Source organism: Thermicanus aegyptius DSM 12793, assembly GCF_000510645.1.
In the GTDB taxonomy this organism is placed as follows: Bacteria; Bacillota; Bacilli; order Thermicanales; family Thermicanaceae; genus Thermicanus; species Thermicanus aegyptius.
In genome coordinates, this window is record NZ_KI783301.1 from 2,018,946 (window position 1) to 2,041,145 (window position 22,200).

Below are 22,200 nucleotides of genomic sequence, written 5' to 3' on the forward strand. Positions count from 1 at the left end.
TGAAGGTTGATCCATTCAAGTAGGTCGGTAAAGCTCATTGCATATTGCCGATGTTTTGGTAGAGGGTGAACATGGGCAGAAGAATGGCTGCGACGATGATGCCCACCACGCCGGCGAGAAAGACGATGAGGAGAGGCTCGATGAGAGATTTTAGCCTGTCCACCGTATTCTCCACATCCCGCTCGTAGAAATCGGCCACCTTTTCCAGCATTTGGTCCAGGGAGCCGGTCTCCTCTCCCACGGCGATCATCTGGGTCACAAGCGGCGGAAAGACCCAGGAGCGCTTCAGCGGCTCCGACAGGGGCCGGCCCTGGCTGAGCGACTCCCTGGCCTTACGCAGAACTTCACCGATGACCCGGTTGTTTACCAGGTTTTCCACGATGGAGAGAGATTGAAGAACGGGAACAGAGCTGCCGTAGAGAGAGGCAAGCGTCCGGGTGAGCTGGGCGATCGCCCCTTTTTGATTCAACTTCCCGAAAACAGGAACCTTTAATTTGAGATAGTCAAACCAGTAAGCTCCCTGAGCCGTCCGTTTTAAGGCGATGAAAAGAAAGACGATGAGTGCCATACCCAGAAGCCACAGATACCATTGCCTTTCCACGCTCTGGCTCAGGGCGAGAACGAAACGGGTGACGGCGGGAAGCTCTGCGTGCATCTGTTCAAACATGCCCACAAAACGGGGGACCACGAATTTCAGCAGAAAGCCCACCACGATGATGGCGATCAGTCCCACGGCCACCGGATAGGTCATGGCCGATTTCACCTTTTCCCGGGTATCATGCTCCTTTTCGAAATAATGAGCGATCCGCTCCAACGTCTCATCCATCTTCCCCGATTCTTCCCCGGCACGGATCATATTGATAAAAAACGGAGGAAAAAATCTCTGTTCGCCTGCCGCCTGGGAGAAGGGAATTCCCTTTTTTAATTTGACGGTAATTTCCATAAGAGCCTTCTTCAAAGCGCGGCTCTCCGTCTGCTCGGCCAGGATCCGGTTGGCCTCCACGATGGGCACGCCGGCCCGGATGAGGGTGGCAAACTGCCTGCAGTAGATGACGAAATCGACATGCTTGACCGGACTTCCCAAATAAAACTCCTGATTTAGGAAAGTATTTCTCTTCTCCTCCAGGGAGAGGATGATCACCCCCCTTCGTTTTAATTCCTCCATGGCAACCGCTTTATCGGAGGCTTCAATTTTCCCTCGATACATCTTGCCGACCCGGTCTTTTGCCCGGTAGGTATACAGGGCCATCGGTTATCCCTCCGTCAGATAAAGTCCTGCCACCGCAGGGGAGATGAGGTGGGCGGCCAGTAGTTCCCGGATGTGCATTTCCATCGTATGCATGCCCATTGCCCTTCCCGTCTGCATGAGACTGCGCAGTTGATGAGACTTGCTCTGGCGAATCAGATTGGCTGCCGCCGGGGTGTTGATCAGAATCTCCGTCGCCGCCACCCTCCCTTTGCCCGTCGCCAGCGGCAAAAGGCGCATCGAAAGGATGCCGATCAAAACCTCCGCCACCTGCAGCCGGATCTGCCCCTGCTGTTCGGCGGGGAAGACGTCGATGATCCGGTCAACGGTCTGGGCCGCATCATTGGTATGCAAGGTGGCCAAAACCAAGTGTCCCGTCTCCGCGGCGGTGATGGCGGTGGAAATGGTCTCCAGATCCCGCATCTCCCCCACCAGAATCACATCGGGATCCTGCCGCAGGGAGGCCCGAAGACCTGAAGCGAAGCTCATCGTATCGTTTCCGATCTCCCGTTGCTCAACAATGGAACGCTTATGGGGGCGAAGATACTCGATCGGGTCTTCCAGGGTGATGATGTGCTTCGCCTGGGTTTCGTTAATATGATTAATCATGGCGGCCAGGGTGGTGCTCTTTCCGCTTCCCGTAGGACCTGTCACCAGGAAGAGGCCGTGGGGCTTCTCCGCCACCTCCCGCAGCACTTTGGGCATCTGCAGTTCCCCGAGGGAGGGGATATGGGACGGGATGACCCGGGCGGCAATGCTCACCCCTCCACGCTGGCGAAAAAGATTCACCCGATACCGAGAGATTCCGGGGAGGCTGTAAGAGAAATCTACCTCTCCGCTTTCTAAAAAGCGACGCTGTTGTAATTCATTCAAGAGAAGAGTAGGGAGTTCCTCCATGAAAGCGGCGGTGATCTTCTCCCCTTCCAGGGGAGTTAAAGCTCCATCGATTCGGAGAATGGGCGGGGAACCGATGCTGAGATGAAGATCGGAAGCACCAGCCTCAAAAGCCCTGCCCAGCCATTCTTCGAAGATCTGCTGCGTATTGCTCATACTGCCAAAATACTCCTTCCTCTGCCTAATCCAGGGTCTCTCGAATCACTTCCTGAAGTGTGGTTAGTCCCATCTCCGCCTTATATAAACCATCTTCCACCAGGGGAATCATCCCTTTTCGCTTTGCGGCCTTCCGCAATTCTTCCTGGGAGGTCCCATCGGAAATCATCCGCCTAAGTTCATCGTCGACGGAGAGCACTTCGTGGATGGCAAGACGCCCCCTGTAGCCGGTCTTATTGCATACCCCACAGCCCTTCCCCCGATAGAGGCGCTTAATGTCCACTCCCCGCCGCTCCAGGTAGATTCGTTCCTGCTCCGTCGGTTCATAACTCTCCTTGCATTCGCTGCAAATGGAGCGGACCAACCGTTGGGAGATAACCCCCAAGAGGGAAGAGGCGATCAGATAGGGCTCGATGCCCATGTCTTTCAGGCGGGTGATGGTGCTTACCGCATCATTGGTGTGAATGGTGGAGAGAACCAAATGCCCGGTAAGGGAAGCCCGGACGGCGATCTCGGCCGTCTCGTTATCCCGGATTTCTCCCACCATGATGATATTGGGATCCTGCCGCAGGATGGAGCGAAGCCCCGCTGCAAACGTGAGGCCTGTGGCAGGGTTTACCTGCACCTGGTTAATTCCCTCCAGTTGGTACTCCACCGGATCCTCCACCGTAATGATGTTTACATTCTCACGGTTTAACCGAAAAAGAGCGGAATAGAGGGTGGTCGTCTTTCCGCTTCCGGTTGGCCCCGTCACCAGGATCATGCCGTAGGGACGCTCGATCATGGATTTCACGAGGGAGAGATTCGATTCCTGAAAGTGGAGCTTCTCCAGTTCCTTCACGCCGGATTGGAGATCCAGGATCCGAAGAACCACCTTCTCTCCATGAATGGTGGGCAGCGTAGAGACGCGCAGGTCAATCGTCTTAAAATCGACCTGCATCTTAAAACGGCCATCCTGGGGAAGACGTCGCTCGGCGATGTTAAGATCGGCCATGATTTTGATACGAGCCACAATCATTCCCAGCATGGAACGGGCCAGGATCCTCTCCGTCCTCAGCTCACCGTCGATGCGGTACCGGATCTGCACGCGGCTCTCCTGGGGATCGATATGGATATCGCTTGCCTGAAGCTGAACCGCCTGCTGGAGCATCTGGTTGACGAGGCGGACCACGGGAGAATCCTCATTCATGATCTCCTGTTCGACAATCTGCTCCTCATCACCCACCTCCTGCAGCAGATTCTCCATCGATTCCTGCAAGCCGTAATAGCGGGCGATGGCTCGTCCCATCTCTTCCCGGGTGCAGATAGCCGGTTGGATGGAGAATCCTGTCACCATGCGGAGATCCTCCAGGCAGTAGTAATCCAGGGGGTCAACCATGGCGACCAGGAGTTTATTCCCATCTTTGCGAACCGGAATCGCCTGATAGCGTCGAGCCAACGCCTCCGGAATGAGGCGGACGATGGCGGGATCGATAGGAAGCTTAAAGAGATTGATATGGGGAATCCCCAACTGGAACTCCAGCACTTCAATCAATTGCAGTTCGGTGATGTATCCCTTTTGGATCAGGACATCCCCCAGTTTCTGGCGGCTTTTTTTCTGCTCCTCCAAGGCTTCCTGCAGCTGCTCCTGGGTGATGAGCCCGCTTTCCGCCAAGAGATCGCCTAACCGTTTTCGCACCAGCGACATCGTACCCCTCATCTCCACAATCCTATTTGCACCAAATGTATATGGAAAACAAGAAAAAAGAATAAATTATTTTCATCCACACACCTGGAATCCTACTCCAAGTATAAGACAAAAGTCCTATTTTTGCTACAATTTTTTGGTTACGTTTATGGCGATTTCTTGATATAATTTGAGAGAAAGAGGCTTCGTGCCTGACTTTTTAACATATCGATCAAAGAACACAGAAAACTTTACATTCTATCACATCTTTTTCACAAATTTGCATTTTATTCACCATTATGAAGGGGATTTTCGTATTTTTCAGAGGAAGACGTGAAAAGGGGAAGGGCTCGATGAAGCACACGAAGAAATATCCCATAGGCTTTATCTTGAAATGGAAGAATCACGAGAGAGGTTTCTCCCTCGTAGAAGTGACCGCTTCCCTCCTGATTATCACGATTATCGGTTTTTCTTTCATGGGAATTCTTTACCAAGCGATGTCCAATTCCAGCTTCTCCTCGGAGCGGCTCAGCGCAGTCCATTTCGCCAAGCTGGTCCTTGATTATTATAAGGCTAATCCAGCCGAGTTGGACCATATTCCGGCGGGAAATGAGGTTCCCCCAACCACATTTACCCAAAGCAAGCCTTTGCCCTACAACCCTTCTTCTTATCGAGTCCTGGTTATACCCCAAGAAAAGACTGCAGAAGGCTTAACTCCTGTCGAAGTAACGGTCCTATGGACAGACCATCAGGTTTCGATGACCGGGTATGTGGAAAAGGGGGAATGAGACATGAAGCGGGAATGGAGCAAATGGGAGAATGAAGAAGGGGTAACCCTAGTCGAACTATTGGTCGTACTTGCGATTTCCAGCCTCCTCATCGGCATCGTCACGATGATCCTCCTAAGCAGCCTGATGGCCTTCGATCGGCTTACCTCCGATACGGAACTTCGGAATGAAACCAATTTTATCACCACGGTTTTAAATCAAACCCTAAAAAATGTGGATAAAGTAGAAATCCTGGATCAGCCTGCCGATCCAAACCGGATCTATCACTTTCAAGCAACGGAAGTGGTTAAGAAGGTGGATCAGACGGAGGAAGAGCGAAGTCAGGAGATTCATATAACCGGGGATGACGCGACCGGATATAACCTTTTCATTGGTGGGAAAAGGATTAACAAAGAGGGGTATTCCTTAAAGGGAAGCTACTTCTGGATTGGGGATGGAGAACTGAAGGGAATGATACAAGTGGAGAAGATTGGAAGCCTGGCAAAGCCCCTCTATGTCTATCTCTCCCATCCCATCTCAGGATGAGCGCCTTCACTTCATTGAAGGTGAAGTCTCCTCAATAAATATTGAAAAAGGGGGGAGTAAGATGCTTAGAGAGAAAGAAAGCCGTTTGTTTGCGGGAAAAGTAAAAGAGAATCGGAATGCCTTAAAAGCTGATTTCACAAAGGAAGAAAAAGGATACACCCTGGTTACGGTCCTGCTCCTTTTCTTAGCGATCAGCTTCATTCTCATGTCGATGCTGGAACTCTCCGTCACCTCCCACTCATCGGTGGCTGCCCAGGAGAACCTCCTCCGCGCCCGCCAAAACGCCGAAAACGGTACCTTGGAGGCGACCGCCAAGCTCCGGAATGAGATCAACAATTTAAATCTTCACCTTTCCAACGCCAACATCGATGTGATTAAATCCCAGTTGAATGGTATCTATCAAAAGATTTCAGCCAATACCCCGGAGTATGAATATAAAATAGACAATACGACCAGGGAAGAATTGGGATATGACATCGCAAACGGACTCTACTCCGAAAAAGTGGAGATCGTTACGGTCGGCAAAAGCGGCGGTTCCCGACAAACTTATCGGAAAACCCTAGTCCTTACCACGATGGCTGATGTTTTTAAGTATGAATTAGTTACACCTGGGAATCTGGATTTAAATGGCGCAGCATATCTGGAGGGTGATGTATACGTAGGTGGGGATTTAACGACGCATAACCAGGCAAGCTTTAAATACACATTTTTTATATTTGATAGGACAGCTTGGGTCGACACCGCGTATCCCGCGATCAACGGCAACCTCACCCTTGATGGTCAACTAAAAGTGAAAGACGCAAACGGCACTAATCCTAGAACCGTTGAAAAGACTAAAGAGAACTTGAATAAATTTTTTTCAATCGCTCCTAATCTTAAACCTGCTTCCCTCACACTTCCCGATAACAATCTGGTGAATCAAGCTTTTCGCAACCCGAAGATTACAAGAATTCCTAGCACTTCTCACACAGCAGACGACTATGATTACGAAGAAGATAAGACTTTTACTAGTTCAACTAAATTTGATAATCTCTTTGGTTTTTTATATAACAAGTTTACCATACATCACGGGGTTACCATAAGAGTGCACGGAGATTTAGTGGTTGATGGTTCCCTTGAAATGGAAAGCAATAGTAAATTGATAGTAGATGGCGACATCTATATAAAAGGTCCCGCCGTATTAAGGGGAACAATACAGGTTGGACAAGGTAGACATCTGTATATTAAAGGGGATGAAACCTCTCTTCTTGGTATGATTTTTGATCTAATAAAGGACATTTTCGGCGATATTTTTGGTGATAAATCTTTCGTCACCGTTATTGATAACCTGACCTTTAATGGATCTATGTATGTCAATGGAAATCTGGCAGTCAACAAACATTTAAACGCCAATAGCGCCATCTACGCCAAAGGGGACATTGATATTAACGATCTAAACAACGAAGGAGGGGGGACGCTCATCCTCCTGAGTGGCAGAAATATAGGAATGTATAATAATAACCAATATGCAGATACGCCGAAAGAAATCAATGCCTATTTGTATAGCACCAATCAGTTAACGATTTACGGGGTAGGTTCCAATATAAAAATTAATGGAGGAGTTTTTGCAGCTTCAATTGAGCTAAATACCACAAAGGGGATAACGCAAGAGAGTGATTTTTCCGTGGATGGGAAAGATGCAATGCGTGTGGGGCCTTTATATTTCGACCCCCGTCAGCTCACGCTCCCCCCCACCAAATCCCGTCTTTCCATCTACTACAAAAAAGAGATGATTCTAAATCCTCCCAGCGGAATACCGACGGTAAATAAAGTAACCATCACCGAAGTCGATGGACGTTATGAGTAAAATATCGCATAGCAAAACGAAAAACCGGCATTAGCCGGTTTTTTGGCACCAAATTATTGAAAAACCTGCTCCTGATCCACCTCATCCCTGCTCCACGGTAGTCGCCGAAGGAGCGGAGGGACCCTTCGGAAGATGAGAAAAACGCCTTTTCTTCCCCAATTTTGGAGCGAAATAGGCGAAGGGAATGAAGAGAACGGCGAGAAGAGGAAAGGTAAAGTACCCGATCTTCTCCATGAGGAAAAAGAAGAAGAGATGAACAAGCCACAAGGGCGCGATCAACAGGAGAAGGCCGATGCTGCTTAGGCGGAAAAAATTCCGGAAATAGAGAAGAATCACGGTGAGAAGGGCTGCGGTCAAAATAGCACCGATTTCGTACATCATGGAAAGTGAACTCCTTTCCTCAAATTTACATGAACATAGGATCGTCTACCTTTATTCAAAGATCCCTCTTCTATCCTATCATATTTTCGCTCCCTGCTCCCATCTTTTTTTACCGACCGCTATCGATCACGGTTCATGGCAATCTAAATCACCAACCTATTCAGATGTTCCGGTTCTGTCGGTTAAAATCCCCACCTCTGTCAGCCCCAATGCATAAGCCATGAACCGCTCATGCCCATTGGCCCACGTTCATCCCATGAATAAAAGAGTGAGCAGGGCGAAAATCCCGTACATGATCCAGAGCTCCGCCGATGAACCGTACCGTGTGGGTTGTCCTGCCCAGTCCAAATGAAGAGAAATGGAGGAAGGCATACGGATCGAAAGTCGCCCGTTATCGACGATATATCGGAACGTTTTCGCAACCCACGAGAGATAAAGAGTCGGCGCCAACAGGATAAGAGCGAGAACGGTGAAGACAATCGATAGATTGACCGAGCTCCGTGGCGCGACAAAAAAGAAAATCACAATGCCCCACACTGCCCCCCTGCTTGGTAAAGGTTTTTAAAAATTCGCATCATACCTTCACCTTCCTCAAATATCACCGTTCCTTTTCATCCGTTTTTCCAATTGCCGTTTGTCGTACCCTGCGCACTTTTTCCTTCTATGACTATATCCGATCCCTCGATCCGATCATGTTCCTCCATGGTAGGTCTCACAGGTCTCTCTCCCCTACCCCACGTAGACGCAAACCCGGTTTCGCCCCGCTTGTTTCGCTCCCAGGTACATGGCCCGGTCTGCATTGCGGATTAACTCCATGGCCTCTTTTGCCTGGGATGGATAGGAGGCTATACCAATACTGACGGTGATATGGAGGATGATGGGGTTTTTCCCCTCTCCGATGGTATCCGTCACTTCAATGGGTAGAGAGGAGATCTGCCTTCGAAACTCTTCAGCCATGTGCAGAGCTTCTTTCTCTCCGATGCCCAGCATGAGGGCGGTAAATTCCTCCCCACCGTACCGAAAAACGCTTCCCTTTCCCTCAAAAAAGGAGGAAAGCTGAGTCGCCACTTTTTTTAACACCTGATCCCCTGCCAGATGCCCATAATTGTCGTTTATCTCTTTAAAGAGATCAAGATCAAAGAGAAGGAGGGTGAGAGGAATCCCTTTTTGATCCGCCTCTTCCATCATTCGATAGATGCTCGTGTCAAAGGCGCGATAATTGCCAAGGCCGGTTAATTCATCTTTATATACTTTCTGATAAGTTTTTTCATACTGGAAGGCATTGTAGAGGGCGTTTCCCGCCTGATTGGCCATCACTTGCCAAAGATACCGGTCTGTGGGGGATAGTTGAACCGACTTTTTAAAGATGAGAAGAAGAGCTCCAAGGGGTTCTCCGTTACGGATCAGAGGGAGGGAGAGAATCCCTTCATCATTCCCGGTAAAACGGAGCATTCTTCTCTCCTTGACGGTTTGCTTCATCATTTCCTCCCCTTCATCCCAGCTGTTTCCCTCCTGCAGGGCCTGGCTCACCTTCTCCGGTAAGGTCCCGCTCGTCCCAAGGATTCTCCCCTTCCCCTCTTCCGCGTGATAGAGAACGATTCCGTCCACCGGATAAAAGTCGTAGACGGCTTGAAAGATCGATTGCAATACCTCTTCCACCTTTAGTTTTGAGGTAAAAATGGTGATCAGCCGATTCAGCTCTTGAAGGCGATGGTTCATCCCTTGCATCTCGTAATAAAAACGGGTAAAGAGAGAGAGAACCAGAATAGGGATGGAAAAATAAAGGAGGGCTTCATGTTTATACACCTTAAAGGAGAGATAGAGAAGAATCCCCAACGGAGAAGTCATCAGAATGGTAATCACGTTCCATTTAAATTCCGAAAGGGAGGTCTTTTGGAAATGATCATAGATCACCCAACGAGCGATAAATACAAGAAATTCGTTGGATAGAAAGTAGACGACTACATAAGCCAGTACGGCGAGGTAGGAGAATTCCCCGACACCGGCGATGCTGTAATAGGCTAGGGCTGAAAAGGTCGAAATAAGGAGGAACATCATCATATTAACCAAATATCTGCGGTAGTTTCGGACACCGCTAAAAATAAAAACCAGAACCAAGGCGAATTGTGCCATCCATGCTTCGATATAAAAACCATAGATGAGGAAGACAGCTAACGAGAGGGCTAAATCGAGCGTGATGGTGGTATTCTTGAGAACGATGGGAAAGAGACTAAGAATCCCGTAGAGAAGGAGAAAACCAAGGATCATATAAAGGTCGTCTTGGGTAAAGGAGAACGATTGCCTTGATGTCCCATAAAGGAAAGCCCCATACAACCCTACAAAGGTTATTGTGATCAGAATATTCTTTCCTGTTCCCTTTCTCATCTCTCCACCCCCTCCATGTTCATATCTCCTCATTTGTATTTTTCTTACTTTTCTATCTCCTTCTTCTTCTTTGACGTTTTCACTCTTTAGGACTATCCTTACTATTCCTAGGTCGTTAGACCTATGCCTGAGGCGGATTACATGAGTATTTTATACTAGTCTTTTAGAATTATAAAGCATTTTTTTTATAAAAAAAACCTTACATTGCGAAGAAGTAAAAATCGCAAAGATGTAAGGTTCAGTGGTTGAATCGGATGAAGGACAACAAGAAAAAAATCTGTCCCTTCTTCGAGAATAAGGGGCTCTCAATGCGAGAGCTCTTCGATCAAGCGATGGGCTACCTTATAAATATCTCCGGCACCCAGGGTTAAGATGAGGTCCCCCGGTTTTGCTTCCTGCAAAAGGGCATCCACCATCTCCTCCTGTGAGGAGATGTATTGAACCTCTACCCCGCTTCCTTTCCGGATTTCTTCGGCCAGCTTTCCGGAATCGACTCCCTCTATTTTCTTGTCTCCCTTAGGGGAGTAGATTTCCGTAATATAAACCCGGTCAGCATCTTGAAAGGATCGCCCGAACTCCCCAAACAAATAATAAGCCCGGGTCACCCGGTGAGGTTGAAAGAGAGCCAAAACCCTCCTTCCCGTCTCTTTGGCCGCCCGCAACGTGGCCCGTATCTCCGTCGGATGGACGGCGTAATCGTCGACGATCCGGATTTGGTCTACCTCGCCAATCAGTTGAAAGCGACGTTTCGCTCCCCGAAATTCCTCCATCGCGGCGGCGATGGTATCAAAGGAGATTCCGGCGTATCGGGCTACGGCCAAAGCGGCGAGGGCATTATAGATGTTATGCTTCCCTGCTAAGTGAAGGGTAATTCTCCCCAGCTCCTTGCCCCGTTCCACCGCCAGGAAAGAAAGTCCGTCCCCCTGATCGATTTCTCTGGCCAGGTAATCTGCCTTCTCCTCTTTCATCCCATACGTAATCGTATCCGATTTGATGTGGCTTGCGATTTCCCGGATGTCCGGATCATCGAGGCAGATGACCGCTTTTCCCCCCGGTTTTACCTGATTGGCAAACCGGAGAAAGGCTTCTTTCATTTTCCTGTAATCTTCTTCGTAGTTCTCCAAATGGTCCGGTTCGATATTCGTTATCACCCCAATATGAGGATGATATTTCAGGAAGGTGCGATCGCTCTCGTCCGCTTCTGCCACCACATATTCCCCCTGGCCTGCCCTGGCGTTTCCTCCTCCATTCATCATCTCCCCGCCGATGATATACGTGGGATCCAAGCCCGCCTTTTCCAACAGGAAAGAGATAAGGGAGGTGGTGGTGGTCTTGCCATGGGAGCCGGAGACGGCGATTCCCTTTTTCCCGTTTAGGATTTCCGCCAACAGGTCGGACCGATGCATCACGGGAAGGAGAAGTCTCTTCGCTTCGACCAGTTCCGCGTTCTCCTCCGGGATATCGGAGGTGTAAACGACCAAATCCGCTTCTTTCACATGGTCGGGATGATGCCCGATATAAACCGTCGCCCCCATTTGTTCCAATTCTTTCACCAAATGTTTCCGCACCATGTCGGATCCGGAGACGGGATACCCTTGCTCCAGGAATACACGGGCCAGGGCGCTCATTCCAGAGCCCCCGATGCCGATGAAATGGATCCTCTTCTTGTCGCTCAATCTATGTCACCCACTTTCATCGCGATTTCCCGTTCCAGTTCGTCACGAATGCTTTCCAACAGATAGAGGGAACCTGTAATAAAGAGGAGGTCTTCCTTTTCGGTGAGATGGAGGGCACTCTTTACCGCTTCAGTTGGCTCTTCTACTATATATATGGGCATCCGGGGATTTATGTTTCTTATTTTTTCCGCCAGTTGTTCAGGATCTAAGGCCCGCTTGTTCCTGGCTCGGGTAACGACGACGGTATGGGCCAAAGGGATGAGGGCTTGCAGCATCTCATCGGCCAGCTTGTCCTGCATAATGGATAGAAGAAGAATCATTTTGCGATAGGAATAGAGGGCCGGAATGGAGTGGGCCACCGCACGCATGCCGTGGGGATTGTGGGCTCCGTCCAGGAGGATGAGGGGATGCCGGTTTACCACTTCCATGCGTCCCGGATTTGCGGCTTTAACCAATCCCTTCCGTATGCCCTCCTCTTCCAGATGAAAGGCAAAGTAGGTACGCAGTAACTCCGCCGCCATGAGAGCGGTGGCTGCATTGGCAAATTGATGCTCTCCCTTAAGTCCTAAGTCGAGACCTTTAAGCTCTCGAAAAGGACTTTGGAACGTAAAGGTTTGCCTCTCATGATTCATAACCGGATCCAGGATGCGAAACTCTTCTCCCAGGCGATAGATGGATGCGCGTTTCTCCTTCGCCTGCTCTTCGATGACCCGACCTGCTTCACCGCCATTCACCCCTGTTACCACAGGAACTCCCGGCTTAATAATCCCCGCTTTTTGGAATGCAATTTCTCCCAATGTATTTCCAAGGATATGCATATGGTCGAAGGCCACATTGGTAATGAGGCTAATGAGGGGATAAACCACGTTGGTGGAGTCATGGAGGCCCCCCAGCCCGGTTTCCCAAATCACCAGATCGGGATAGGTATACCTGGCAAAATAGAGGATGGCGATCATGGTGAGGATCTCAAATTCGGTTGGGGCGCCTTCCTCCGTAAGGGCTAATTCATCGGCCAACTCTTTTAAAGTCGTGGCGATTTCCACCAGCGCCCCTTCCTGAATCTCTTCGCCATTATAGGCGATGCGGCTTAGATAGGTGGTGTTCCCAGGGGAGATGTAAGTTCCTACATCGTACCCGTTTTCCCTGAAGATCGAAGCAAGAAAGGCAACATTTGACCCCTTGCCGTTCGTCCCGGCGATGTGGACGAATTTAAGCTGACGTTCCGGGTGGTTCAACCGTTCAAGCATCCGGACCATGCGATCCGTTCCCGGCTTATAACCGAAGGGGCGCAAACTTTTGATCCAGTCTACCGCTTCCTGTCTGTTTTTCATGTGGATTCTTCTCCCTATTTTCCTTGAAGTTCCTGTAAGCGGGCAAGTACTTTTTCCCGTTTCTCCAGGTAATCCCGTTCTTTCTCTCGTTCCTCTTCCACCACGTGGGGAGGAGCCTTCTCGACGAAATTCCGATTGGCCAGTTTTTTCGCCACCCTCTCCACTTCACTGTCGAGGCGTTTCAGTTCCCGGCTGAGGCGCTCCACTTCTTGATCAAGATCAATGAGCCCCTCCAAGGGCAGGAATACTTCTCCTCCGGTAAAAACGGCGGCGACGGCCTTTGCCGGTTTTTTCACATCGGTGTCGATGGTAAGCCGTTCCAGATTGAAAAAGCGATCCAGGTATGCCCGGTTCCGGGCGATTCGCTCCTTCATCTTCTCATCATCGACGTGGATGAGGAGTTCGATCGGGCGGCTCACGGGGACATTCATCTCCGCCCTGAGGTTTCGAACCTGGCGGATCAATTCCATCATGGTCTTCATCTCTTCCACCGCTTCTGGGAAGCGGAATTCTTCCCTCTCCTCAGGCCACGGCGCAATCACGATGCTCTCCCCTTCATGGGGAAGGGCTTGCCAGATTTCTTCGGTGATGAAGGGCATAAAGGGGTGAAGCATGCGAAGGGCTTGATCCAGTACATAACGGAGGACCTTTTGGGTTTTTCGTTTGGCGCCTTCATCTTCCCCATAGAGGGTTGGTTTCGCCAATTCGATATACCAGTCGCAGAAATCATCCCAGATGAAGTCGTAGAGGAGGCGTCCTGCCTCACCAAACTCGTAGGCGTTCAAATTTTTGGTGAGCGCTCCCGCCGTTTCATTAAGTCGGTGAAGGATCCATCGATCCACGGTATCCAAGCCTTCCGGCTCGATTTTAGCATCATCCATCTTGAAATCTTCCAGATTCATGAGGGCGAAGCGGGATGCGTTCCAAATCTTGTTGGCGAAATTCCGGGCCGCCTCCACCCGCTCCCAGCGGAAACGGCTATCCTGTCCCGGGGTAATGCCTGTGGAGAGCATAAACCGCATGGCATCCGCTCCGTACTGTTCAATCACTTCCATGGGGTCTACACCATTCCCCAGGGACTTGGACATCTTCCTCCCTTCCGCATCCCGGATGAGACCTGTAATAATCACCGTTTTGAACGGATTTTTCCCGGTGAATTCAAGGGCTGTAAAGATCATACGGGCCACCCAGAAGTAGATGATGTCATAGCCCGTCAGCAAAACATCGGTGGGATAGAAGTAACGGAAATCTTCCGTATCCTCAGGCCAGCCCAGAGTGGAGAAGGGCCAAAGGGCGGAACTAAACCAGGTGTCCAACACATCCTCATCCTGATGAAGATGGGTGCCTCCGCAGCGGGGACATTTCTCTACCTCCTCCCTGGAGACGGTCATCTCCCCACAATCGTCGCAATACCAAGCCGGAATGCGGTGCCCCCACCAGAGCTGCCGGGAGATGCACCAGTCGTGGACATTCTCGATCCAGTTCAGGTAGATCTTCTTAAAACGGTCGGGAACAAAGCGAACGGCAACCTGATCCTCCCCCTCCATCAACGCGTCATCGAGATGGGCTTGCCGAATCGCCTGTTCCGCGAGCGGCTTCATCTTCACAAACCATTGGGTGGAGAGATACGGCTCCACCACGGCTCCGCTCCGTTCGCTGTGGCCGACGGCATGGGTATGGTCTTCCACTTTAAAGCAGACTCCCATCTCGGTCAGGTCTTCCACGATCCGTTTGCGGCATTCGTACCGGTCGAGCCCTCTATATTTTCCTGCATTTTCATTCATATGGGCCGTTTCATCCATGACGACGATGGCTTCCAAATGGTGGCGAAGCCCCATTTCAAAGTCGTTGGGGTCATGGGCAGGGGTTACCTTTACCGCACCGCTTCCAAACTCCCGGTCCACGTAATCATCGGCAATGATGGGGATTTCCCGTCCCACAATGGGGAGGATGACGGTTTTCCCAATCAGGTGTTTATAGCGGTCATCGTCGGGATGGACGGCAACCCCCGTGTCGCCCAGCATCGTCTCCGGCCTGGTGGTGGCCACCTCGATGAAACCTTCTTCTCCTTTTAAGGGATAGCGAAGGTGATAAAGCTTCCCTTGGACCTCTTTATGAATCACTTCGATGTCGGAGATGGCGGTGCGGGCAACCGGATCCCAGTTGATGATGTATTTCCCCCGATAGATGAGGCCCTTCTCGTAAAGGCGGACGAAAACCTCCCGAACCGCCCTGGAAAGTCCCTCATCCATGGTGAAACGTTCCCGGGTGTAATCGACGGAGACGCCCATCTTCTCCCACTGATCCCGGATCACGGAGGCATATTTTTCCTTCCATTCCCATACTTTTTCAACAAACTTCTCCCTTCCCAGGTCGTACCGGGTTAACCCTTCTTTGCGGAGCATCGCCTCTACCCGGGCTTGGGTGGCAATTCCGGCATGGTCCATCCCAGGCAGCCAAAGGGCGGCATATCCCTGCATCCGCTTGAAGCGGATCAAAATGTCCTGCAGGGTGTTGTTCAGGGCATGGCCGATGTGAAGGTTTCCGGTCACATTGGGGGGAGGGATCACGATGGTGAAGGGTTTCTTCTCCGGATCCCGGGACGGGGTGAAGAAACCCTTTTCCACCCACCAGCGGTACCATTTCTTTTCCGCTTCTTTCGGTTGATAGGTCTTGGGTAGCTCTCTCTTCGGGGTCGTCATCTTCTCCAATATAGTCCCTCCTTCTTACACATAAAAAAACCTCCATCCTAAAAAGGACGAAGGGTTGCTTCGCGGTACCACCTTAGTTCGCAAGGAATTTCCATCGGGTCAAACACCATTCGCCTGGATGATCCCCATAGGGAAAGGGTACGCTCCTTGCGCTCTCCTTTGGATAACGGCTTTTTTTGCCGGGCCGCCTTACTTATGTTCAGGCGACCAACTCCAGGGCGACTTCAGGCATTGCCTCCAGAGGTCTTTCAGCCCAAGGACCTCCTCTCTTCAGTGAGGATCAACCTTACTCCTCCCCTTCCCTGCTGTTCGCTGATTCACAATCCCTGTTTATCCTATACTATATTCATTTTAAAATGGATTGTCAATCTGCGTGAAAACAGAGGCGTTTAACCAAGCAGGAACGTCCGGCCGAACCCCTTCATACGATAAGAAAGAGAGGTTCCGAATGGAAAGAGACGAATCGGGATTTGAGGATGTCCGGTTCCATCAGGGGGATCATCATGAAGAAAAAAATTACCGAGTGGTTGATCAAATCGAAAAAAGGAATTAAAGCCTTTATGTTGCCTGTATTAATTCTCTATTTTATCCGTACCCTTTTCATTCCAACGTTTATCGACGTTTTCATCCTCTTCATCCTCTTCCTTCTCTATATTGGATCCATTCTGGAATGGTATTAAGCGCTAGAACGACCGGGGAGGAGCGACCACAAGGCGAAAGAAAGCTTGCTCATCCAACAGCTTTTCAAAACGGCGGACAAGTTCGATCTCAAACCAGGAGCCTTTCATTTTTCCTTCATAGTATTGTTCCAGGAAGCGGGTGACCTCGATCGGATAGAGGAAGGAAAGGGGAAGAAGCCTGCGCTGGAAAGGGTCCAGCTCATTTTTCGCCAGGTAGGCGCTGAGCCATGACTCCAGCTCTTCCTTCCTCCTCGTTTTCCGGAGGAAGTGGCGGAGGAAATAAACGAGGTCTCTGACGGGAAGATCATAGACGGAATGAGTAAAGTTCAGAAAGTAAGGATGCTCCGCCACCAGCACATGATCGGTGGAGAGTCGTCCATGGCAAAAGGTGATGACCGATTCCTCCTCTTTTTCCCATTCCAGGATTCCTGCTTCTAATTCGGCCGCCGCCTTCCCCGACATTTCAAGCAGATCCTCCACATTGGCCATGAAGACGGCGTCAACGGGTGAGGGATAGGCATGTTTAGCCACCCTCTCTTTCCATGCGATCATTTGCTTCATGCGCCGGTTCCAGTTTTTTAAGAGTTCCTGCCCCGCCGGGAGGAGCGTCTCCCTCGTCTTCACCTCCTGGCGCATTACCCGGTGAATGCGGGCAAGGCGCTCCATCGCCTCCTTCACCCAATCGGTTTCTGCGAAAAGCTCTTCTCCGGTTCTCCCCTCGATCCAGGGAGTGAGCAGATAATTTCCTTCTTCACGCTCTAAAAAGAGTCTCCCCCCCCTTTCCGGCAGCGGGTAAATGGGGCCATCCACCTTAAACCGGGCCAGACCCTCGAGGGAGGCGGTGATTCGTTCAAGGCGGGTGGAGGAGGCTTTTGTTTTTTTAAGGGCAAAGGTGCCCCCCAGCGTAGTAATCTTCCATACCTCCCTCTTCTTTTGCAGTGAGGTTGGATGAAGCCCGTACGCTTCTAAGACAGGTTTCAATTCTTTCTCCATGGTTTTATCTCACTTTGCGTACCGGAATTTTGATCACACCTTTGATTTCTCTTCCGGAACTGAGCCCGTTGTATCGGAGGATCTCCTCCGCCTTCATCTGGAAACGTTCTGCGATTTCTTCAATGCTCTCATCCGGTTGCACGAAGCATAACCTCATCTGAGCCTTTTCTTCCTCTTGTCCAGGGAATAATTTCTTAAACAGGGAGATGCCTATTTTCTCCGGTGTCAGGGCTTCTTTCATCATCTTTTGAGGAAGGGAAACCTTCGGATCTTCATTGAGCCCCCCCTTCTCTTTTGCTACAGGCGCTTTCTCTTTCTCTGGCGCGATGGCCCCTTTTAAGAAATCATCGGAGGGTTCGGGGATGGGTTTCGGCTCTTTCTCAAGGGGAATTTCTTTTTCAGGCTTTTTCACTTCCTTTTCTACTTTTTCTACTTTGGGAGGTTCTTCTTCAAACGCTATTTTTCCTTCAATCTCTATTTCGATTTTCACCTCCTCTTCTTCCACCTTTTCTTCTACGGGAGGCATTTCCTTTAGAGGCGGCTTTTTCTCCGCCCGGTCTTCAGGATGAGCAGCAGAGGCGGGAAGGACTTCGATGTTCTGATCTTTCGGGAGAGGTTTAGCTTCCGTGATCGGATACGTCTCCTGCTCATAGGGATCCTCCTCCTCGAAACCCGACGGTTCCTCCTCTTTCTCAGCCGATACGGCAGCCTCCTCTTTTTTCTCAGGAACCGTCTCTTCCTCCCCCTTCTGGTTAAATCCTCGCTCCCAATGGGAGGTTTTTTCTACCAGCGGCTCGCCTGCGTGATCCAGGAGCGGGTAGATTTCCTCTCTTTTCTCATTTCCGCTCTTTATGCCGTCCAACTCCACTTCCGCAGTCACGAGGAGACGGTTAGAGGCTATAAGCTCATAATCAAGGCTATTAATCTGGAGAATCACGCCGTTTTCATCCACCCGATAGGCAGGAAGGGAGATATCTACCGGAATGCGGTAATAGATTTTTCGCAATGCCCTTCGATGGTAGACCTCTTTTTCCGGAAGGTAAGGAGGGGTGATCCCTTCCGACATTTCCCCGATTTCATATTCCCCGCTAAAGGTGAGAAATCCCCGAATCCGATAAGCATTTTGTACTGCCACCATCTCGATTTCCGGAAGAAGCTCTACATTTACGATTTGGGAGGAATCCTGCAGGTTATCCTCCAGGGGGATTCTCTCCTGAAGCTCAAAGGTAATTCGATTCCCCTTTTCCATGATCAACATGTCCTCCTTTTCCCACATTTCCCATACGTTTGGCCTTATATCCCCTATACTATATGGGTTTCGTCCCCGGATTATGACGGGCAAAAGGCGACAAAAAAACCGCTGCCTTCTCTCGTTTTAAACAAGGCAACGGCGTTCCAAACCGAGCGTTTCGATCGGGTCCATCCCTTCAGGAAAGAGTTGTGGAGGGAGGGGATGTAGGTCTCTCCTCTTTTTTCTTCCGAATGGGAGGAAGGATCTTCCCCGTCTCCACCCTTCTCCTTCTTTCCCAGGTGGAGGGGTCTTCGGGATTAAATTGCTCCAGGTAATCGATCACTTCTTTTGTGATGGGGGTCGGCGTGGAGGCTCCGGAGGTGACCGCCACCTTTTTCTTATCGAGAAGCCACTCCGGTTTGATTTCCGTCACATCGGCTACGCGGTATGCCTTAACACCGGCGATTTCTTCACTCACCTGGGCGAGGCGGTTTGAATTATTGCTCCGGGGGTCTCCCACGACGATGGTTAAGTCTGCCTCCTTCGCCTGCGCAGCTACCGCCTCCTGCCGAATCTGGGTGGCCATGCAGATCTCGTTATATACCTCGGCATGGGGGTATCGCTCGACGATCTTATCCATGAGGTGCTTAATATCCCATTGGCTCATGGTGGTCTGGTTCGTGACGAGGAGTTTCCCGTCGGGTAAACGGAGTTTCTCCAGATCTTCCTCCTTCTCGATCAAGTGAACATGGGCCGGGTCGATCCCCACCGCTCCTTCCGGTTCCGGATGCCCTCTTTTCCCAATATAGAGGATCTCATACCCCTGCGCCCTCTTTTCTTCAATCAGGCGATGGGTCTTCGTCACATCGGGACAGGTGGCGTCTACCACGGTAAGTCCCTTCACCCGCGCTCTCTTCCTCACCTCCGGTGAAACTCCATGGGCGGTAAAGATGACGGTTCCCTTTTCAATCTTCTCCAAGATGGAGAGGCGATCCGGGCCATCTAAGGTGATGATGCCAACTTCTTCGAACGCTTCTACCACGTGCCGATTATGGACCAGCATGCCGAGAATGTAGATGGGGCGGGGGAGGCTTTTATCCATCGCCACCTGTTGGGCCAAGACCATCGCATCCACCACCCCGTAACAATATCCCCGGGGAGAGATTTTGATCACTTCCATCGGTCCACCTCCTTATTTCGCACAGAATAGGAATACTCCTTCATGAAAGATTATAGGGATCTGAAGGCAATTCGCGCCGCCTCCAAGGTTCTTTCAATCTCTTTCTCCGTATGGGCGGTGGAAAGGAAGAGAGCCTCAAAGGCGGAAGGAGGCAGGTAGATGCCTTGATCTAACATTTTCCAGAAAAAGCGAATGAAGTGTCCCTGGTTTTGTCGGTTGGCCGTCGCAAAGTCGGTGACTTCTTCATCGGTGAAGAAGAGGGTCAGCATCGCTCCTACTTGGTTAACGGTGGCGGGAACCCCGGCTTCCCTTGCCGCTTCCAGAAGGCCCTCTTTCAGGAGGAGACCGTTCTTCTGCAACCCTTCGTAGACTCCTGGCCTCTCCAGTTCTTCCAGAGTGGCAAGCCCTGCGGCCATGGCCAAGGGATTCCCGGAGAGGGTGCCCGCTTGGTAGACAGGCCCTGCGGGGGCGACGTTTTCCATGATTTCCCTCTTTCCTCCATAGGCGCCCACGGGAAGGCCACCGCCGATCACCTTTCCCAGGGTGGTTAAATCCGGCGTTATACCGTAATGGCCTTGCGCCCCTCCCAGGCTCACCCGAAATCCGGTCATCACTTCATCAAAGATGAGGAGCGCGCCGTACTGCCGGGTGATCTCCCGCAAACCTTCCAAAAAGCCCGGTTTTGGCGGGACGACCCCCATGTTGCCGGCCACCGGTTCCAAGATGACGGCGGCCAGCTCTTCTCCGTGCCTTTGGAAGGCAAGCTTTACCGCTTCCAGATCGTTATAGGGAACGGTGATGGTATGTTCGGCCGTCTTCGCCGGGACGCCCGGGCTATCGGGCAGTCCAAGCGTAGCAACCCCTGAACCTGCCTTGATGAGGAGGCTGTCTGCGTGGCCATGGTAGCAGCCGATAAACTTCATGATGAGATCCCGTCCCGTGTAGCCTCTGGCGAGACGAAGAGCGCTCATGGTGGCTTCCGTTCCCGAGTTCACCATGCGCACCATTTCGATGGAAGGGATCAGCTTCGTCACCTTTCGGGCCAATTCGATTTCCAGGGAAGTGGGAGCCCCAAAGCTGGTCCCCTTTTCCGCCGTCTTCGTAAGCGCTTCGATCACCTTAGGATGGGCATGCCCCAGGATAAGAGGTCCGTAGGATAAGACATAATCGATGTATTCATTGCCGTCTGCATCATAAATCCGGGAACCTTCTCCCCGCTCGATGAACAGGGGGCTTCCTCCCACCGATTTGAAAGCCCGGACCGGACTGTTTACTCCCCCAGGCATTACCTCTACCGCTTCTTTATACCGTTCCTTTGAACGTTCAAAGCTCCGCTGCATGGTTCCACCTCGCTTCAGGATTCGCACCGCTAAAATCCTCATTTATTCTTTCGTACAGAGATTCCGTATTCCCCTTGATTGTATCATTTTTAGAAAAAAACTTCATTTCCCGCGGAGTTTCTCGATCTCCGCCGCCCATTCCTTCCCGAGGGATCTCTTCACTTCATCATAAAGAGGTTCCAGCCGTTTCGCCCAAATGTCCCGTTCTTCCGGGGTTTGCACATGAATCGCAATGGCGGAACGTTTCATCTCTTCCAATTGCTCTTGGTTCATTTGCTCAGCCAGACGATGCTGAAAAGAGGTGGCCTCCGCCATCGCTTCCCGGATGATTTCCTGATCCCCTTTGGAGAGGCGCTCCCAAAAACTCCGATTGATAAAAACAGGATAGCCTAAATAGCCGTGATTGCTTAAGGTCATATACTTCTGCACGGTATAGAAGCGTTTGGTATAGATGTTGGAGATGGTATTCTCTTCCCCGTCCAACTGGCCGCTTTTGAGCAAAAGATAAACCTGGTTAAACGGGGCGCTCGTCGTCTTCACGCCGAAAAGGGAGAAATGGGATGCGATCACAGGGCTAGGCATGATGCGAAAGTGGAGCCCCTTAAAATCTTCAGGAAGGATGAGGGGCCGGACATTGTTGGTCACCTGCTTCAGCCCGTTATGCCAGAAAGCAAGGCCCACCATATTCTCCTTTTCCATCGTTTTTAACAGCTTCTCCCCCAAAGGGCCGGATAAAGCCTGATCTAAAGCTTCATAGTTGGGAAAAAGGTAAGGAAGGTCCAGAATTCCCCATTCCGGGAACGGGCCGGACAGATTGGCGGAAGCCGGAGCGATCATCTCGACGTGCCCCTTTTTTAGTTCGTCAATCTCTACCGCATCCGTATAGAGAGAGCCGTTGGGGAAGACCTCCACCTTTATCCTCCCCCCGCTTCGCTCGTAAACCAGATCCGCAAAGAGACGCGCGGCCCGTCCCTTCGGCGTGTTTTCCGCCACCACGTGGCTGAAGCGGATTAAAATCTGTCCTTTTAACCCCGCCTGTTCCGGATCGGCGGCATAGGGGGTGAAGTAGGGAAAGCCAAACCCTAAGTAGAGGGCGGAAAGGATTCCGATGAGAAGAAAAAGAAAGGTCGGCAAAAAGGAGCGCATATCGACCACCTTCGCGGTTTTTCTT

At 50.8% G+C, this 22,200-nt stretch carries 18 protein-coding genes and 1 other annotated feature; of the genes, 4 read left to right on the forward strand and 14 right to left on the reverse strand.

The annotated features are described in order from the left end of the window. Positions 1-34: 34 nt before the first annotated feature. From THEAE_RS0110665 to THEAE_RS0110675, 3 genes are read right to left on the reverse strand one after another with little or no spacing between them, the layout of a single operon-like run. Entirely contained in the window at positions 35-1,249 is a 1,215-nt protein-coding gene (locus THEAE_RS0110665; RefSeq protein ID WP_028987465.1) for a type II secretion system F family protein, read from the reverse strand. Between the two features lie 3 nt (positions 1,250-1,252). Next, complete coding sequence (locus tag THEAE_RS0110670) at positions 1,253-2,296, reverse strand: type IV pilus twitching motility protein PilT (RefSeq protein WP_028987466.1); 1,044 nt, start codon at positions 2,294-2,296, stop codon at positions 1,253-1,255. Between the two features lie 25 nt (positions 2,297-2,321). After that, on the reverse strand, positions 2,322-3,983 hold the full coding sequence (locus THEAE_RS0110675) for a GspE/PulE family protein (RefSeq protein WP_028987467.1): 1,662 nt from the start codon (positions 3,981-3,983) through the stop codon (positions 2,322-2,324). A 332-nt stretch (positions 3,984-4,315) separates the two neighbouring features. Here THEAE_RS0110675 and THEAE_RS0110680 point away from each other — a divergent pair, with 332 nt between their 5' ends. From THEAE_RS0110680 to THEAE_RS0110690, 3 genes are all read left to right on the forward strand, one after another. Continuing rightward, positions 4,316-4,750 carry a type IV pilus modification PilV family protein gene (locus tag THEAE_RS0110680; RefSeq protein ID WP_028987468.1) on the forward strand — a complete coding sequence of 145 codons (435 nt, stop codon included), beginning with the start codon at positions 4,316-4,318 and terminating at the stop codon, positions 4,748-4,750. 3 nt (positions 4,751-4,753) lie between these two features. Continuing rightward, on the forward strand, positions 4,754-5,275 hold the full coding sequence (locus tag THEAE_RS0110685) for a prepilin-type N-terminal cleavage/methylation domain-containing protein (protein ID WP_028987469.1): 522 nt from the start codon (positions 4,754-4,756) through the stop codon (positions 5,273-5,275). Between the two features lie 61 nt (positions 5,276-5,336). Beyond that, positions 5,337-7,121: a hypothetical protein gene (locus THEAE_RS0110690; RefSeq protein WP_028987470.1), complete on the forward strand. Its 1,785-nt coding sequence runs from the start codon at positions 5,337-5,339 to the stop codon at positions 7,119-7,121. Positions 7,122-7,202: 81 nt separating this feature from the next. On the opposite strand, the gene THEAE_RS0110695 is transcribed toward THEAE_RS0110690, so the two are convergent. From THEAE_RS0110695 to THEAE_RS0110725, 6 genes are all read right to left on the reverse strand, one after another. Then, the gene (locus THEAE_RS0110695; RefSeq protein WP_028987471.1) at positions 7,203-7,502 is read right to left on the reverse strand and encodes a hypothetical protein; all 300 of its coding nucleotides are present in this window, start codon (positions 7,500-7,502) and stop codon (positions 7,203-7,205) included. A 249-nt stretch (positions 7,503-7,751) separates the two neighbouring features. Next, positions 7,752-8,027, reverse strand: coding sequence for a hypothetical protein (locus tag THEAE_RS0110700; protein ID WP_156920601.1), 276 nt, complete (start codon positions 8,025-8,027; stop codon positions 7,752-7,754). A gap of 204 nt (positions 8,028-8,231) precedes the next feature. Continuing rightward, positions 8,232-9,887: a sensor domain-containing diguanylate cyclase gene (locus tag THEAE_RS22065; protein ID WP_028987473.1), complete on the reverse strand. Its 1,656-nt coding sequence runs from the start codon at positions 9,885-9,887 to the stop codon at positions 8,232-8,234. A 305-nt stretch (positions 9,888-10,192) separates the two neighbouring features. Then, positions 10,193-11,563, reverse strand: coding sequence for a UDP-N-acetylmuramate--L-alanine ligase (gene murC, locus THEAE_RS0110715; protein WP_028987474.1), 1,371 nt, complete (start codon positions 11,561-11,563; stop codon positions 10,193-10,195). After that, the gene (locus tag THEAE_RS20695; protein ID WP_052329923.1) at positions 11,560-12,894 is read right to left on the reverse strand and encodes a bifunctional folylpolyglutamate synthase/dihydrofolate synthase; all 1,335 of its coding nucleotides are present in this window, start codon (positions 12,892-12,894) and stop codon (positions 11,560-11,562) included. Before THEAE_RS20695 ends, murC begins: the two co-directional genes overlap by 4 nt. Before the next feature lie 14 nt (positions 12,895-12,908). After that, positions 12,909-15,596 (reverse strand): valine--tRNA ligase, encoded by a 2,688-nt coding sequence (locus THEAE_RS0110725; protein ID WP_028987475.1) that lies wholly within the window; start codon positions 15,594-15,596, stop codon positions 12,909-12,911. Between the two features lie 49 nt (positions 15,597-15,645). Further along, positions 15,646-15,917, reverse strand: a binding site (T-box leader). Positions 15,918-16,108: 191 nt separating this feature from the next. On the opposite strand from THEAE_RS0110725, the gene THEAE_RS23280 reads away from it, so the two are divergent. Next, complete coding sequence (locus THEAE_RS23280) at positions 16,109-16,285, forward strand: hypothetical protein (protein ID WP_169729984.1); 177 nt, start codon at positions 16,109-16,111, stop codon at positions 16,283-16,285. A 3-nt stretch (positions 16,286-16,288) separates the two neighbouring features. Here THEAE_RS23280 and THEAE_RS0110735 read toward each other — a convergent pair whose 3' ends face one another. From THEAE_RS0110735 to THEAE_RS0110755, 5 genes are all read right to left on the reverse strand, one after another. After that, complete coding sequence (locus THEAE_RS0110735) at positions 16,289-17,278, reverse strand: phosphotransferase (protein ID WP_005587749.1); 990 nt, start codon at positions 17,276-17,278, stop codon at positions 16,289-16,291. Between the two features lie 4 nt (positions 17,279-17,282). Continuing rightward, positions 17,283-18,527, reverse strand: coding sequence for a LysM peptidoglycan-binding domain-containing protein (locus THEAE_RS0110740; RefSeq protein ID WP_005587750.1), 1,245 nt, complete (start codon positions 18,525-18,527; stop codon positions 17,283-17,285). A gap of 178 nt (positions 18,528-18,705) precedes the next feature. Beyond that, positions 18,706-19,689 carry a 4-hydroxy-3-methylbut-2-enyl diphosphate reductase gene (locus THEAE_RS0110745; RefSeq protein ID WP_005587752.1) on the reverse strand — a complete coding sequence of 328 codons (984 nt, stop codon included), beginning with the start codon at positions 19,687-19,689 and terminating at the stop codon, positions 18,706-18,708. Between the two features lie 50 nt (positions 19,690-19,739). Further along, entirely contained in the window at positions 19,740-21,029 is a 1,290-nt protein-coding gene (gene hemL, locus THEAE_RS0110750) for a glutamate-1-semialdehyde 2,1-aminomutase (protein WP_028987477.1), read from the reverse strand. Positions 21,030-21,131: 102 nt separating this feature from the next. Continuing rightward, on the reverse strand, positions 21,132-22,175 hold the full coding sequence (locus tag THEAE_RS0110755) for a DctP family TRAP transporter solute-binding subunit (RefSeq protein WP_005587754.1): 1,044 nt from the start codon (positions 22,173-22,175) through the stop codon (positions 21,132-21,134). Between the last annotated feature and the right edge of the window lie 25 nt (positions 22,176-22,200).

Bases quoted from the DNA above. Each gene is read 5' to 3' on its own strand.
- THEAE_RS0110675 (WP_028987467.1), bottom strand. From the start codon at position 3,983: ATGTCGCTGGTGCGAAAACGGTTAGGCGATCTCTTGGCGGAAAGCGGG.
- THEAE_RS0110695 (WP_028987471.1), bottom strand. From the start codon at position 7,502: ATGATGTACGAAATCGGTGCTATTTTGACCGCAGCCCTTCTCACCGTG.
- THEAE_RS0110745 (WP_005587752.1), bottom strand. From the start codon at position 19,689: ATGGAAGTGATCAAAATCTCTCCCCGGGGATATTGTTACGGGGTGGTG.
- THEAE_RS0110685 (WP_028987469.1), top strand. From the start codon at position 4,754: ATGAAGCGGGAATGGAGCAAATGGGAGAATGAAGAAGGGGTAACCCTA.
- THEAE_RS0110725 (WP_028987475.1), bottom strand. From the start codon at position 15,596: ATGACGACCCCGAAGAGAGAGCTACCCAAGACCTATCAACCGAAAGAA.
- THEAE_RS0110690 (WP_028987470.1), top strand. From the start codon at position 5,337: ATGCTTAGAGAGAAAGAAAGCCGTTTGTTTGCGGGAAAAGTAAAAGAG.
- THEAE_RS0110665 (WP_028987465.1), bottom strand. From the start codon at position 1,249: ATGGCCCTGTATACCTACCGGGCAAAAGACCGGGTCGGCAAGATGTAT.
- THEAE_RS0110740 (WP_005587750.1), bottom strand. From the start codon at position 18,527: ATGGAAAAGGGGAATCGAATTACCTTTGAGCTTCAGGAGAGAATCCCC.
- THEAE_RS0110755 (WP_005587754.1), bottom strand. From the start codon at position 22,175: ATGCGCTCCTTTTTGCCGACCTTTCTTTTTCTTCTCATCGGAATCCTT.
- THEAE_RS0110670 (WP_028987466.1), bottom strand. From the start codon at position 2,296: ATGAGCAATACGCAGCAGATCTTCGAAGAATGGCTGGGCAGGGCTTTT.
- THEAE_RS0110680 (WP_028987468.1), top strand. From the start codon at position 4,316: ATGAAGCACACGAAGAAATATCCCATAGGCTTTATCTTGAAATGGAAG.
- THEAE_RS22065 (WP_028987473.1), bottom strand. From the start codon at position 9,887: ATGAGAAAGGGAACAGGAAAGAATATTCTGATCACAATAACCTTTGTA.
- hemL (WP_028987477.1), bottom strand. From the start codon at position 21,029: ATGCAGCGGAGCTTTGAACGTTCAAAGGAACGGTATAAAGAAGCGGTA.
- THEAE_RS0110735 (WP_005587749.1), bottom strand. From the start codon at position 17,278: ATGGAGAAAGAATTGAAACCTGTCTTAGAAGCGTACGGGCTTCATCCA.
- THEAE_RS20695 (WP_052329923.1), bottom strand. From the start codon at position 12,894: ATGAAAAACAGACAGGAAGCGGTAGACTGGATCAAAAGTTTGCGCCCC.
- THEAE_RS23280 (WP_169729984.1), top strand. From the start codon at position 16,109: ATGAAGAAAAAAATTACCGAGTGGTTGATCAAATCGAAAAAAGGAATT.